The organism is Hymenobacter qilianensis, from assembly GCF_014638675.1.
Taxonomy (GTDB): Bacteria; Bacteroidota; Bacteroidia; order Cytophagales; family Hymenobacteraceae; genus Hymenobacter; species Hymenobacter qilianensis.
Map to the genome: position 1 here is coordinate 1,390,148 of NZ_BMFN01000002.1, position 13,204 is coordinate 1,403,351.

The following is a 13,204-nucleotide window of genomic DNA, read 5'->3' on the forward strand; positions in this document are numbered from 1 at the left end:
GATCAGAAGTAAGAGTAAGACTTTTGTTCCTGCTCTACTTTACTCACGGGCAACGACACAATTACCTCAGTGTATTTGCCTTCCTGGCTTTCCACCGAAAGCGTGCCGCCATGGCCCTTTGTTACAATGTCGTAGCTGAGGGAGAGGCCCAAACCCGTGCCTTCGCCCGCGGGCTTGGTGGTAAAGAAGGGCTGAAATATTTTCGCCTGAATAGCTTCCGGAATACCAACGCCATTGTCGCGCACCCGCACCTTCACCTGCCCATTGCGGCGGCGGGTAGTTACCAGCACCTGTGGCTGATAGCCATTCTCATGCCGCGCAGCCTGTTGGCTAACGGCATAAAAGGCATTGGTGTACAGATTCAGCAGCACCCGCCCGATTTCCTGGGGCACTACCGGCACCAAGCCCAGATCGGAATCGAAATTGGTTGTGAATTTCACCTCAAAGTTGGGGTCTTTGGCTCGCTGCCCGTGGTAGGCAAGCCGCAGATTCTCGTCGCAGAGGGCATTCAGGTCCGTCAGCTGACGCTCTCCGGTGCTGGGGCGGGCGTGCTCCATCATGCCCTGCACAATGCGCGCGGCGCGGCCTCCGTGCTCCCGGATCTTGCTTAGGTTTTGCGCTAAATACGCCAGCAGATCTGCTTCCAGTGCCGCATCGCGGTTTGGGCTTTGTTGGGCGTTTCCAAGTTCACTGACAAGCTCAGCCGACACCTCCGCGAAGTTGGTCACGAAGTTGAGCGGGTTTTGAATCTCGTGCGCAATGCCGGCCGTGAACTCGCCCAGCGAGGCCATCTTTTCCCGCTGAATCAGCTGAGCCTGTGCCGCTTGCAGTTCTTCCTGCTGGCGTTGAAGCTGAGCATTGGCCCGCTGCTTTTCCTCATTGTTGTGCCAGAGCAGCACACTTAGTCCGGCCACTACCGCCAAAGCCACCAGCGCCCCAACCAGCAGCAGCTTCTGCTGCTGGCTCTGCTGCTGATTCAGCTGCTCATTGCGAGTCAGCAGCCGTATCTGCGACTGTTTCTTGTCCAGCTCGTAGGTGTATTGCAGCGCGGCCGTCCGCCGGACAATATCCTGAGTACTAAGGCTATCCTTGTAAGCCGTAAACAGCGTCTGGTAACGGTAGGCATCGTCGAAGCGGCCTAGCTGGGCACTGGACTGGGCCAGCACGTCGGCAGCATCGTGTATTACCTGTTTGGTGCCGCTACGCTGGCTGGCTCGCAGGCTGGCTCGCCCATATACCATTGCACTATCAGGCCGCCCAGTATGCAGGAAGGCTCGCGCAAAAATGACTTCGATAAGCGGAATGTTACCCACATCTTCCATCTGCTGCAGCCGACGCAGCCCAAGCCGCCCCACGGCGAAGGTCTCCTCGTAGCGCTCTAGGCGCTCGTTCATTTCCGCGCTGCGCAACTGCCCGAGCGTAACCAGCCGCTCATTGCCTGCTTCGTGAGCCAGGGCCATTTGCTTCTCAAAATGCTGGAGCGCTTCCAACCATTTGCCTTGGGCACCAGCTAACCTTCCCAGCCCATTCTGGCAAAATGCCGCGCCCTCCTTGTCGCCTGCTTTGTTAGCCAGCCTCAAACCGCGGTCTAAATACTGTTTTGACCTCTCGTACTCGCCCACAATCATACTCGCAAGTCCCAGCTGACTGTTCATCAGCGTCAGCCATTTCTGGTTTTGCATAGTCTCAGCCAAGTACAGCCCTTTGAAGCTATGGACCATAGCTTGGGTAAAGTCGCCCTGCCCATAGTACACAAAGCCAAGGTTATACAGACACGAAATCTGGTTAAGGCGGTCGTCGAGTTGTCGAAATAGCTGCTGAGCCTGTCGCGTATAGGTTAGGCTCTCCTTGTAATCGCCCCGGAAGCGATAGTAATACCCCAGTCCCAGCAGCGCCCGCGCCACCCCCGATTTATACGAAAGCCTCCGCGCCACCCCTAGCGCCTCCCGATAACTCGCTAAGGCTTTGCCGGTTGTCTTTTCTTTCTCCCCGAACGCTATAAGTTGGTTTACCCAGATTGTGTCGGAACGCAAATAGCTTCGCTCAGCCACTTGCAGCTGCTGGGTAGCCGTATCCTGCGCACCTATACCTACTGAAAGTACGCTCAGACAGCAGATGAACAGGAGCTTCTTCATACAGGCCAGCGCTTCGTGGGCCAATACTTACAGTACCGGCACAATCCATTACAAGATATGAATTGTACCAATACTTATAAAGACACAACAGTACAGAAGTAGCTGCTGATTCCACCCTGAAAACTATTTTTTGCTAAAAAGCCCCCCAGTCGAGTAGCGGCTGGCCTGTAGTGTTCTGCTTAGTGCAACTGAGCACGCTCAGCCCCAAACGCACGCCGCCACCTCCGATACTATAAAGCACTAAGCAATGACTTTTTGCGCTGATAAAATCAACAAGTAATGATGCCTTTAGTATCTTATCAGTACAGAAGGTAAGCGCAGGCGTGTAATATTCCGCTACCTTCTAGCTCCAGTAAAGGCAACCGTATTTACCGGCAAAGCTCAGAGTTAAAACCTACTCTTATATCAAGATGATGCGACTCTTCTCTGGCGTGATGACAATCTTGTTTATTGGGTTTGCCGTGGTGCAATACAATGACCCTGACCCATATATCTGGGTCCCGATTTACCTTTTTCCAGCGGTTGTATCAGCCATTATTTTTAACCGCCGAAAAGTATCTCCATTACTTCTTATCCTTGGAAGCGCGGCCTTCTTTGTGGGGGGCTTTTTTCAGTGGCCAGCCCACTGGGAAGGCGTAGCTCTGAAGAATGGCATGAAGGATATCAATATTGAGGAAGGGCGCGAAGCACTCGGCTTACTAATTTGTGCTGTGTCCTTGCTTATTTATTGGCTTTACCTGACTCAGTTCAAAGTAAAGATGAAGGAGGCATAAGCACCTGCCACCGCTTTGTTCCCTGCACCGAAACTCCTAGCTGCTTTCTGCTCCATTATTCTGGCTCTGCAAATGCGCGAGAATAACGTCGAAAACAGCGGGGGCTTCTATGCTGTCCGTCGGAATCAGGTGAGCATTTCGGCTCATGAGCAGCGGGCCTTCGGCGGGTGTTTCGGGTGGTCGCCCATGCGAGCCTTTTACCAAGCCGGCATCCAGCGGAATGACGTCCATGAGCATGCGAAAGCCCAGCTTTTTGCGCAGCAGCTTCAGGCCAATTTTTGGCACTAAGAACTTGATGTTTGGATTGGTAAACATCTCCACCGGATCGTAGCCGGGCTTACGGTGGATGTCAACGATGCGGGCAAAATCGGGCGCCTTGGCGTCATCCAGCCAATAATAGTACGTAAACCAGGAGCCTTTCTCCGAAATGGCAATCAATTCGCCGGCTCGCGGATGGTCTAAGTGGTAAGCTGCTTTTTCCTCCGGGCCAATCACTTTCTCTACGCCCGGCACAGCTTCCAGCAACTGCCGAACAGCCGTAAGCTTAGCCAGGTCATTCACGTAAATGTGGGCCAGCTGGTGGTCAGCCAGGGCAAAGGCCTGGCAGGTGCCGGCATCCAGCAATTCCAGCCCCCGCTCCTCCCGAATAGACAAATACCCATTCTCCCGAAGCACCCGATTTAAGTGCACAGGCCGCGTGGCCGTCGCAATACCGTACTCCGACAGGAAAATGACCTGAGCGCCCTTGCTTTCAAAGTATGTAGCCAGGTGCTGACAAACGCCGTCTATTTCGCGCAGATCGGCCGCAACGCGCGCGTCATGGGGGCCATAGCGCTGGGTGTTGTAGTCGAGGTGGGGCAAATACACCAGCGTCAGGGTTGGATCGTGCAGCTTATCCGTTTCTATGGCGGCATCGGCAATCCACCGGCTTGATTTTATTGTCGTGCGCGGGCCCCAAAAATCGAACAGCGGAAACGTGCCCAGCCTGGCTTCCAGTTGAGGCCGCAATTCCATCGGAAAAGTATAGCAATCCGGCATCTTGCGCCCATCCGACAAGTATTGCGGACGCGGAGTTACAGCGTAATCGGCGGTGCTGTACATGGCGTACCACCAGCAGATATTAGCGCAGGTAAAACTGGGATCAATGGCTTTGGCAACCTTCCAGATTTTCGGCGCTTCCACCAGCTTATTCGACTGCCGCCAAAGCTTCGGCTCACACTCATCCCGAAAATACCAGCCGTTGGCTACAATGCCATGCTCCGTGGGCCATTTACCCGTCAGGTAGGTTGCTTGTACCGAGCAGGTTACCGCCGGCCACACATGACCTACGGACGCCATTTTAGCGCCCTCCGACCACTGTTTCAGAAAAGGCGTGTTCTCACCAATTGAAGCTGGAGTAAGGCCGACAACATTAATTACGACTGTTTTTCGCATGGTAATTTGGAGGCTACCAGAAAATTTATCGATGTAAATTCACTGGTAATATCTTATGCCGATACGCCAACTGTAGAAGTAATATTTGACTCTTTTAACTGTAGCTCGGCCAACTCCAAATTTTGCTTTACCCAGCTCAATTCTCTCTCGATAGAAGACACCAAATCCTGCTTTATTTCCGGCGGCAACACTTCCCAGGTGTAGGTTTCAACTTCCAGATAAGCAGTGAAATGCTGCGCGGCTAGCAACCGTATTATTTTCTGTATTTCCGGCTGCGTAGACTGCAACAAATTGTAGCGTTCCAGAAACACCGGCACGTGAAAATGGGAGCGCCACTCCGTAGCCTGCGCGTCCAGAATGTGCGGTAAGGCAGCCGGCAAATCAGGATATTGGGTGATGCTATTATCGCGGTTGCGCACCAGCACCTGGTGCAGATAAGTGGACTCAGCAAAAGTGCTGAACTGCTGCGCTAAAGCGTGCCGATCTTCACTACTGGGGGGCAAATCTGCCTTCAACGCGGCACTGATTTGCACGCGCCCCACTTTGATTTTTTTGGTCGCTAACTGCTCCAGCACGGCGGCCGGCTCTTCGTAGGCTAAAGCAAAATGACACACGTCGTAGCACAGCTGAACGCTGTCATAAACTGCCTGAACTGCGCGCTGCTGACTTAACCCAAGCGTTGCTTGCAGATGACCTGAAACCTGGGGCAGCAGATACGTTTCGTAGTAGTCAATAAATTCCGTGGACGTTTCGAGCAGCCCATCTGGCTCGGGCTCAATGTCGAGGTGAATAAGCCGACCAGTTTGCGCCCGTACTCTGACGAGTTCTTCCACCAGTTCAGCCAGGTGTTGAGTACTTCTCTGCAACACCACTTGGGTTTGCGGCGCATCGCCCGCCAGCCATGGCTTGTAGGACAGCGGCGACGTAGAAATGCCCCCCACAATTCCTTCAGGCAACAAAAAAGCGAGCAGCCGGACCAGGCGCTTGGTGTACTCAACACGCTCCCGCGTGGTCCAGTCGGGCCGATGTACGTCATCTTTTACCGCTTCTCCATGGAAGCTGCCAAACGGAAATCCGTTTATAATCGGCACATACAAATCGTGCTCGGCAAGCCACAATTTAAACTCCATTAATTGCTCGCCTTGCTCCAGCTCTTTGCTGGCCACGTCTGACAGGCGCAAGCCAATTGCAAAAGGCTTATCGGGCGAAAACCGCGCCTTCACGGGCAGCACATACCTCCGTAGACTCTCAAAAACAGCAGCCCAGGTTTCGCCAGGATGGATATTGGTGCAATACGTGAGCTGATAACCTTGCTGAATTTCCATAGCTTATAGTCCCGAGGTTAACGCCAACGGCTGCCGTTTGGGCCGCTGGTTAGTACTGCTGCAATTTTCTTACAGCCTCTTCCACTAGTTGACCATCCATTTCGTGGACCTCTACGCCGCGGCCGATTTTTTCCAGCAGCATAATGGTCAATTTGCCCCCCAGATGCTCCCGAAATTCCTGCAGCCCATGCTGCATACTTTGCGGGTGCGCGGCATCAGCCAAATGCACTGACATTTCGGGTTCATACAAGGCAAATCCCAGCGTGCGGATCACGGAAATAATCTGGTCTAATTCGGCCTCAGTGATTCGCCCCTGCAAATGCGAATACACCGAATCCAAGGCAATTCCGATGGCCACCGCTTCGCCGTGCCGGATGCGGTAATTGCTCAGCTGCTCAAGCTTATGCGCCGACCAATGCCCAAAATCTAGGGGGCGGGAAGAGCCCTGCTCAAATGGGTCGCCGCCGGCAATGTGCTGCAAGTGCATTTCGGCGCAGCGGTGAATTAAATACTGCATGGCAGGCATGTCGCGGGCTGCCAATTTCGCCGCGTTATATTGTATAAACGCAAAGAATTTTGCGTCCTTAATCAGGCTCACTTTTAAGGCTTCCGCTATACCGCCCCGCCAGTCCCGATCCTCGAGCGTCAGCAGGAATTCAAAGTCATTGAGTACGGCGTAAGGCGGCGCGAAATTCCCGAGGAAATTCTTCTTCCCGAAGGCGTTTACACTGTTTTTTACGCCAATACCCGAGTCATTCTGCGACAGAACGGTGGTGGGAATGCGGATGTGCCGGATGCCCCGGTGAGCCACTGAGGCCACATACCCAACCAGATCCAGAACGGCACCCCCACCAATGCCCACAAAATACGAGTGACGGTCGATGTGGTAAGTGTTGACAGCATCCAGCAACTGCTGCACCAATGCCGGCTCATTTTTGCACTGCTCGCCGCCCGGAATTACCGTAATCGGTCCGCTAAGCTGCATGACGTCCGCGTGCGCGGCAACATAGCTGGTAATGGCGCCCATAAGTTGCGGATGCTGCGCAGCTACACCGTCGTCAACTACAAAGAATATTTTGCGTGGCTCTGCTCCTCCATCCTGCTTGAGCACATCGCGGATCAGCGTATTATCCGCGTTAAATAAGCCCTCAGTAAAATGAACATCATAAGAAAAAGCAACCTGAAATTGCTGCTTCAGAGAAGGAATATGCATGTAGAACAGAAGTAAATTACTGCACAAAAAGCGTCCTTCTCTACCTGTTCAAAACTGAGAAAAGAGAAGGTCGAAATGACCGGGCAACGCAATACGGCTGCCTTATTTAAGCTAGCTTAAAACACTGTGTCTTAAGTTACAGCAAATACTCTGGCCAGTAACCGGGACAACGGAAATAAAGCCAGAACGATAAGGCCATACCACCACCCGGCAAAGCCTGCGGCTATAGTTGCATCGAGTAGAATGAGCGCCATAATTCCAGCCTTTACCGCCAGCCGAACGTCCAGAGGTTTCAAAGAAGAAATGGCCTTGAATAAAGGCGGAAAAATGAGGTAGCAGAATAAAACCAGAAACGGAATTGTGTAAACGCCATTGATCTGCGGCAAGGTCATCAGGAGTAAAATGCTGCCAATAACCAAGCTGTATAGGCCCACCGAGCCCAGCAGTATCTTTTTGTCACCGCCGTGCACTTCACCCCGACTAATAGCCGTAATAGCCGCGATGTACACGATCGGCAGCAGGGCCAGATACCAATACTCTCCCACGGCTGCGGGCAAAGCGCTTAAACCGAGCAGTAAATTGCCCCCCCGACAGGCCCCCATGTTCAAAGGGCCCAGCACCGGATAGTGCTTGCTAAATGAGTCGTACACTAAGGCCAAAACGGCAATTGCTATTGCTATCAGGCCACTGGTGCTGGAGACCTGGAATGCCGCCAGCACGCCGGCCAGCAGCAACAAAGTGCCGAGCAGACTTGCGCTCAGGCGGCTGGCGGCCCCGCTAGGAATGGGGCGCTCGGGGCGCTCTTTTCTGTCAAGGTCAGCGTCGAATACATCGTTGAACACTACGCCGCCGCCATACAACCCGATAGTAGCTGCCACGAGCCAATACAAATTAGTCAGCTGCGGATGCGATGAATAAGCAGTGTCATCACCCAAGATCATCTGGACCGAGCCCGACGCAGCAAAGCCAAGCAGAATATCGGCAATAGCTGTGATGATATTGGCAGGACGCATTAGCACGAGGTGTGCAAAAAACCGGCTCATAGCGATAGGTGTTTAACGGATGATGGTAGCGTCAGACTCGATCTTGGGCGTTTGGCCGCCTCGCAAAATCGAGTTACCGGAGAACTTCTGGCTCTGATCAATCTGGGTTGTCGTAAGCCAATCACTTTCCTGCATCTGCCCGCTCTGCCCAAATGCCTCCAACGCGTTTTGATAGGTAACCAATTGCACTGTTTCGGCCGGAATACCCCGTTCTAGCATCAAATGGGCGGTTTTGGGTACAGCCAGCGGGTCGCTGATGCCCCAGTCGGCGGCGCTATTGATGAAAATACGTTCGGGGCCGTATTGCTTTACAATTTCCGTCATGCGCTCATTACCCATTTTGGTGTGCGGGTAAATAGTAAACGCAGCCCAAAAACCCCGATCAAGCACATCCTGCACCGTTTCTTCATTGTTATGATCAACAATGACCATGGACGGGTCCAGCCCATGCTCCAGGGCTACCTCCATACTGCGCAGCGTGCCCTTCTTCTTGTCGCGGTGCGGTGTGTGAATCTGAACTGGCAGGTTCACTTCCCTGGCCAGTTCCAGCTGTAGTCGATAGTACTTGTCCTCGGCCGCAGTTTGGTCATCGTAGCCAATCTCGCCCACCCCGACAACACCCTCTTTACAGACGAACAACGGCAGTAGCTCCATTACTTCTTCGGCCAACGCTTCGTTGTTTGCTTCCTTAGAATTCAGGCCGATAGTGCAGTAGTGCTTTATCCCGAACTGGCTGGCCCTAAACCTTTCAAAGCCAATAAGGTGACTATAATAATCTTTAAAGGTGCCAACCTGGGTACGAGGCTGCCCCATCCAGAACGCCGGCTCTATAATCGCTACAACGCCCGCATTGCGCATAGCCTCATAATCATCGGTAGTGCGGGAAGTCATGTGCACGTGCGGATCGATAAATAGCATAATCTGGTGGGGTTTAGGTAACTGATTGGGCGTTAATAGGAAGGCAGGTAAGCAATGGCAGCTACTGACTTTTTAAGCTGTGTAAGCTCTTTCTCCGATGCTTTGCCAGGTGAAATCACCATTCCTTATTTTCATCTCTATGTCTGAGTGCTGACTCAACAAATCTTTGATTTCCGGTGAATTACTTTCTGCCAATGCCAGAGCGCCAGCCTGGTTTTCCAACTCATTTGAGCTTTGAAATAACCGCTCAACATCGGGCATATTATCAGTTGTGAGGTAAGGGCCAACTAACCGCCACACCTCCGGCGTAAGCGCCCGACTAGCCGCCCAGCGCTCATGCGCATAATCGATGAGCATATGCGCCAGCGCTGCATTGCGCCGGTTGTCCAGGCCATAAATCCGATGTAGCGGCCGCGCGTTAAACACCGCTTTCAGCACCATCTGATTCCAGGCCTGAGTTGGTAAATAGTCGTGGGGATAAGGATTATTAAGCGCGATGGCGTCGAATACGCTCGTCATGGTGGTGCGTACTCCCTCCGCAGCCCGCTCGCGGTGCGACTCCGGGTATGGCAAAAGTGGCAGCGCAGCATAAAGCGTAGCTAATTCACTTAAATCGGCCACACTAAAGAGCTCCTTTAAAAGGCAGGAGTATTCGGTTGAGGTATGGTGCGGAACCTGCAACAACAGCAGCGTGCGAACCGCCTGATCTACTGTCCACAACCCAGGATTAAACCCGGCACGCAACTGAGCGGCCTCAGCTAGTTGGTCGCTCGTCAGGTGCAGGGGCTGCTTTCCTACAAAGCGAGGAACTTGGCTGAAGGCTAAATAGAAGGCTTTCTCAGAGTGTAGTTGTTCTATCTGCTTGCGTAGCCAGGCAGCGCCTGCTTCCGTCTGATTTGCGGCCAGAATTGCTGATAAATAAGATGTGTAGTCATCTAACCGCATGGCAACCCAGATATAACGAGTAAGGCAATCAGTATCTTATGATAACAGAGCCTATCTGAACATGCGTCGGCCCAATAACTAGCACCTAGTCATCTTTTGTATAATTAGTATTTTTTTTGGTACTATCAAGCTGTTGAGCCTAAATTAAAAGGAAGCCGTAAAATATCGACTACTCCTTCAGCTTGCGCCGGCCTTCCAAGATGCGGAAGAAGGAGCGGGTGTTGATTTCCTCCTTCGTCAGGCCCGTCGCGGTGATTTCCTCTTCCGTAATTGCCCCACAGTTCAGCGCTTTCAGGAAGAAGTTGAGCAAGCCCTGACCCGTAGCGGCATCGTCGAAGATGTCGCCGGTGAGCGTAGAAATGGCGGCGCGCTCCACAAAGCTTTTTAGGCGAAATACGGCGTCCTCGTAGCTGCTCAGGAAGAAGGCATAGGTAGCGGCGTAGCGCATGGGCAGCTGCGCCGGGTTCAGGTCCCAGCCTTGGTAGAGACCGTTGATGAGGGAGTGGGTGGTGTGGTGGAAGCCCTGCCGCCAGGCGTTGTGCACCGATTCGCGGTTTTCCTTCTGCTGCTCGTACGTCAGGTTTTCGCCCCGGTGCGAACCGATGGGCATTACGTTGGTGGCGCCATCGGAAAGGAAAATGCCGGTGCCGCCCAGCGCTACTTTGGTCATGTGGTGGGCGAAGTCGCACACGGGGTGGGCCATGGTCTGGTAGCGGGCCGTGATGCCGGCCGAAGCCGTGTAGTCGTAGGTGCCGAAGTGGGCGGCCACGCAGCGGCCTTCGCTCGCCCGAATGATGCGCATCAGCGGGTTGCGGCCTTCCTCATCCATAATGATTTGGGTAGCCTCCACCATGGTTTCCATGCGCAGCGTGTTGGGGGGCAAATTGTTCGCCTTTTCCAGAATTTCGAACAAGCGCACCATGGTCGTCATCTGCTCCGGAATGGTCACTTTGGGCAGCATCACCACGAAGTTATCGGGCAGCTTACCACCGGTTTTTTCCAGCAGCGTCGTCAGAAAAATATCCAGCGTCCGCACGCCGCGCTGCTTCAAGTCCTCGGTGAAGGGCTTAATGCGGATACCGATGAAGGGCGACAAGGTGCCGTTTTGCATGCCTACCGCCACTTCATTGGCGGCCTGCACGGCTGTGGCATCTTCTTCCGCGTCGGGGCGGTTGCCGAAGCCGTCCTCAAAGTCTATCCGAAAATCCTCAACGGGCTCGGCCTTGAGCTTGGCGATGATCTTGTTATACACCGAATATGCCAGCCAGGCCGCCTCTTTTTTGCGGTCTTCCGGCGACGAAGCGTCCAGCTTGGCGGTCAGCTCCGCAATGTCTTTCCCTGACTTCGGCAGGTGCTCATGGCCTTTGAGCTGAAGCACGTTGGCCAGCTCCACAAAGTTGGGCGCGTAGGTGCGCAGGTTGTTCAGGGCAATGTCGCCCATGCGCACGCAGGTATCCGATTTGAACAGATTGGCGCCGCCATACACTGTGTGCACGGGTTGGCGGTCGGGTTTGTCGCCGGGGTAGGTTTGCTGAAACGCAAGGTTAGCGACGCCGAGCTGATTGAGTAATTGTTCCTTTTCGGATTCTTGTATGCTGAGCTTCATAAGCGCTGGGGGGCAAATTTGGGTGGGATGGAAACTGCTGGTTTTCCGGCTTCAGGAGCCGCGATACGTGGAGTAGCCAAAGGGGTTCAGCAGCAGCGGCACATGGTAATGCTCCGGCGCCGTGACGGCAAAAGCAATTTCCACGAACGGATAAAAAGATGCAGTTTCGTGCTGGTCGAAGTATTCCTGGGTAAAGAATTTCAGCTTGTAGATTCCTCGCGCCAGCACCTCCCCTTTTGGCAGCAAATCCGCGACGCGGCCATCCTGGTTGGTCGTGCCGCGGGCTAGCTCCTGCCACGTTTCCGCGTGCTGACTGTAGAGCACAATAACTACGCCCTGGGCAGGTTTGCCCCGGGTTGTGTCGAGAATATGGGTGGTAATCTGACTCATACTGCTAATAGTTTTTCCAGCCGAATTTGAGTGATTTTCGCCTGCTCGCCCATGGCAATTTTCATTTCCTGGTCAGGCTCATTGGGCAGTCGGGCCTGCAACAACGCCAGCATTTCCTCCGCCGACTTTCCGGTAGCGCAGACGATGAAAATATAGCCGAATTTCTCTTCGTAACGCGTATTTCCTTCGGCTAAAGCTTCCAGCACCGCTTGCGAGGAATGCTGCACCGCCGCCTGCTCGCCAGCGGCCCAAGTACTGGTGCTAGCAAACTTTTCCTTCAGTGAGTTAATGTCCCCAATCTTCGGATGATGGGTGAAAGCCTCACGCCAGTCTTGCTCGGAAAGGCCGCGCCAGATGGTAGCGGCTTGGGCAAATAAGGTTTGCTTATCCGGCAACGGAAAGATTTGGCTCATAGCCTCTACCCAGGCCGTGCTCCCGCAGCATTTGCGCAAGGCGTCGGTTAAAGCGGGCTTAGGTAATGTGTTGAGTTCGACTAAAGTCATCCTGTGACAATCAATTTAAAATCAAAGGCGATTCCTCTAAACCGTCATGCAGAGCGGCAGCGAAGCATCTCGCTCGCTTCGTTGCAATGCTAACCCTGACGACTGCACGCGAGATGCTTCGCTGCCGCTCTGCATGACGTGCTTTAGTATGACCGACTAGAGAATTATAATCTACACCACCGTTGGGAAGCGGTTGACGTTTTTGTAGTAGATGTACACGGCTGGCTCTTTTCCCATGGCGGTAAACCATTGCTGGCAGTAGGGCGCCATCCAGATGGAGTCGCCTTTCTTGATGGGGTACCACTCGTGGTCGAGCATGTAGATGCCCTGGCCCTGGAGGTAGAGCAGGCCGTGCTCCATAATGTGGGTTTCGACCATGGGCAAATTGCCCCCCGTCTGGTAGGTGAAGATATTCACAGCCATATCGAAGCCCAAGTGGTCGGGAAGCAGCACCTGAATGCGCAGGGCCTCATCGTTCATATAGATGGGCGCTTTGCTGTCGTCCTTCTCGCCAAACAACACGCCGGGTACTTCGTGGCCTTCCAGCGGCTCGTATACTTTGTGGAAAGTGAGAACCTGAGTGCCGGCGGCGGGGTCTTCAAACCGGTATTCCTTACCAATGGGCACATACACAAACTCGCCGGTACTGAGCGTCTGATCTTGGCCATCGACGCTAACTTGAATTTGGCCTTCTACCACGTAGAAGAAGATCTGCGAAGCCTGCGTTTTGCCCAATAATTGCCCCCCAGCCTGCAACGTGACGAGTGTTTGGCACAGCCGAGCCCCCATCTGCTCGTTGATAATCACGTTCACGGTGCAGCCCGTCCAGCCCGGCACGTTGCTGTTGATGTAGCCATCGGGGCTGATGACGGCGTGGTTGCGCTTGACGACGGAGCGGGTTAAGGCGGATATTTCCATG

Annotated in this window: 12 protein-coding genes; 1 reads left to right on the forward strand and 11 read right to left on the reverse strand. The window is 53.6% G+C overall.

Annotation, left to right across the window (positions count from 1 at the left end; all coding sequences use genetic code 11):
• Window positions 1-2: 2 nt before the first annotated feature.
• A complete protein-coding gene (locus IEW06_RS13595; protein ID WP_187733007.1) occupies window positions 3-2,135 on the reverse strand; it encodes an ATP-binding protein in 2,133 nt (710 codons plus the stop codon).
• 410 nt (window positions 2,136-2,545) lie between these two features.
• Between IEW06_RS13595 and IEW06_RS13600 the strand changes: the two genes are divergently transcribed.
• On the forward strand, window positions 2,546-2,908 hold the full coding sequence (locus tag IEW06_RS13600; RefSeq protein ID WP_188548419.1) for a transmembrane 220 family protein: 363 nt from the start codon (window positions 2,546-2,548) through the stop codon (window positions 2,906-2,908).
• Window positions 2,909-2,944: 36 nt separating this feature from the next.
• Here IEW06_RS13600 and IEW06_RS13605 read toward each other — a convergent pair whose 3' ends face one another.
• The 10 genes from IEW06_RS13605 to allE form a co-directional block, all read right to left on the reverse strand.
• On the reverse strand, window positions 2,945-4,342 hold the full coding sequence (locus IEW06_RS13605) for an alkaline phosphatase family protein (protein ID WP_188548420.1): 1,398 nt from the start codon (window positions 4,340-4,342) through the stop codon (window positions 2,945-2,947).
• Window positions 4,343-4,395: 53 nt separating this feature from the next.
• Window positions 4,396-5,667 carry a metabolite traffic protein EboE gene (gene eboE, locus IEW06_RS13610; protein WP_188548421.1) on the reverse strand — a complete coding sequence of 424 codons (1,272 nt, stop codon included), beginning with the start codon at window positions 5,665-5,667 and terminating at the stop codon, window positions 4,396-4,398.
• 49 nt (window positions 5,668-5,716) lie between these two features.
• Window positions 5,717-6,874 carry a 3-dehydroquinate synthase gene (locus tag IEW06_RS13615; RefSeq protein ID WP_188548502.1) on the reverse strand — a complete coding sequence of 386 codons (1,158 nt, stop codon included), beginning with the start codon at window positions 6,872-6,874 and terminating at the stop codon, window positions 5,717-5,719.
• A gap of 137 nt (window positions 6,875-7,011) precedes the next feature.
• Window positions 7,012-7,923: a UbiA-like protein EboC gene (gene eboC / locus IEW06_RS13620; RefSeq protein ID WP_262891919.1), complete on the reverse strand. Its 912-nt coding sequence runs from the start codon at window positions 7,921-7,923 to the stop codon at window positions 7,012-7,014.
• Between the two features lie 12 nt (window positions 7,924-7,935).
• Complete coding sequence (locus IEW06_RS13625; protein ID WP_187733009.1) at window positions 7,936-8,841, reverse strand: TatD family hydrolase; 906 nt, start codon at window positions 8,839-8,841, stop codon at window positions 7,936-7,938.
• Between the two features lie 72 nt (window positions 8,842-8,913).
• Entirely contained in the window at window positions 8,914-9,786 is an 873-nt protein-coding gene (locus IEW06_RS13630; protein WP_187733010.1) for an EboA domain-containing protein, read from the reverse strand.
• Between the two features lie 169 nt (window positions 9,787-9,955).
• The gene (locus tag IEW06_RS13635) at window positions 9,956-11,392 is read right to left on the reverse strand and encodes a DUF6986 family protein (RefSeq protein WP_187733011.1); all 1,437 of its coding nucleotides are present in this window, start codon (window positions 11,390-11,392) and stop codon (window positions 9,956-9,958) included.
• 51 nt (window positions 11,393-11,443) lie between these two features.
• Window positions 11,444-11,782, reverse strand: a complete 339-nt coding sequence (uraH, locus tag IEW06_RS13640; protein ID WP_187733012.1) for a hydroxyisourate hydrolase — start codon at window positions 11,780-11,782, stop codon at window positions 11,444-11,446.
• Complete coding sequence (gene uraD / locus IEW06_RS13645; RefSeq protein WP_187733013.1) at window positions 11,779-12,285, reverse strand: 2-oxo-4-hydroxy-4-carboxy-5-ureidoimidazoline decarboxylase; 507 nt, start codon at window positions 12,283-12,285, stop codon at window positions 11,779-11,781. Before uraD ends, uraH begins: the two co-directional genes overlap by 4 nt.
• 171 nt (window positions 12,286-12,456) lie before the next feature.
• Window positions 12,457-13,203 carry a (S)-ureidoglycine aminohydrolase gene (allE, locus tag IEW06_RS13650; protein WP_187733014.1) on the reverse strand — a complete coding sequence of 249 codons (747 nt, stop codon included), beginning with the start codon at window positions 13,201-13,203 and terminating at the stop codon, window positions 12,457-12,459.
• Window position 13,204: the final 1 nt, after the last annotated feature.

What these genes read in the sequence shown, in the direction of transcription:
- IEW06_RS13595 (WP_187733007.1), bottom strand. Translation starts at nt 2,135, where the DNA reads ATGAAGAAGCTCCTGTTCATCTGCTGTCTGAGCGTACTTTCAGTAGGT.
- IEW06_RS13600 (WP_188548419.1), top strand. Translation starts at nt 2,546, where the DNA reads ATGATGCGACTCTTCTCTGGCGTGATGACAATCTTGTTTATTGGGTTT.
- IEW06_RS13605 (WP_188548420.1), bottom strand. Translation starts at nt 4,342, where the DNA reads ATGCGAAAAACAGTCGTAATTAATGTTGTCGGCCTTACTCCAGCTTCA.
- eboE (WP_188548421.1), bottom strand. Translation starts at nt 5,667, where the DNA reads ATGGAAATTCAGCAAGGTTATCAGCTCACGTATTGCACCAATATCCAT.
- eboC (WP_262891919.1), bottom strand. Translation starts at nt 7,923, where the DNA reads ATGAGCCGGTTTTTTGCACACCTCGTGCTAATGCGTCCTGCCAATATC.
- IEW06_RS13625 (WP_187733009.1), bottom strand. Translation starts at nt 8,841, where the DNA reads ATGCTATTTATCGATCCGCACGTGCACATGACTTCCCGCACTACCGAT.
- IEW06_RS13630 (WP_187733010.1), bottom strand. Translation starts at nt 9,786, where the DNA reads ATGCGGTTAGATGACTACACATCTTATTTATCAGCAATTCTGGCCGCA.
- IEW06_RS13635 (WP_187733011.1), bottom strand. Translation starts at nt 11,392, where the DNA reads ATGAAGCTCAGCATACAAGAATCCGAAAAGGAACAATTACTCAATCAG.
- uraH (WP_187733012.1), bottom strand. Translation starts at nt 11,782, where the DNA reads ATGAGTCAGATTACCACCCATATTCTCGACACAACCCGGGGCAAACCT.
- uraD (WP_187733013.1), bottom strand. Translation starts at nt 12,285, where the DNA reads ATGACTTTAGTCGAACTCAACACATTACCTAAGCCCGCTTTAACCGAC.
- allE (WP_187733014.1), bottom strand. Translation starts at nt 13,203, where the DNA reads ATGGAAATATCCGCCTTAACCCGCTCCGTCGTCAAGCGCAACCACGCC.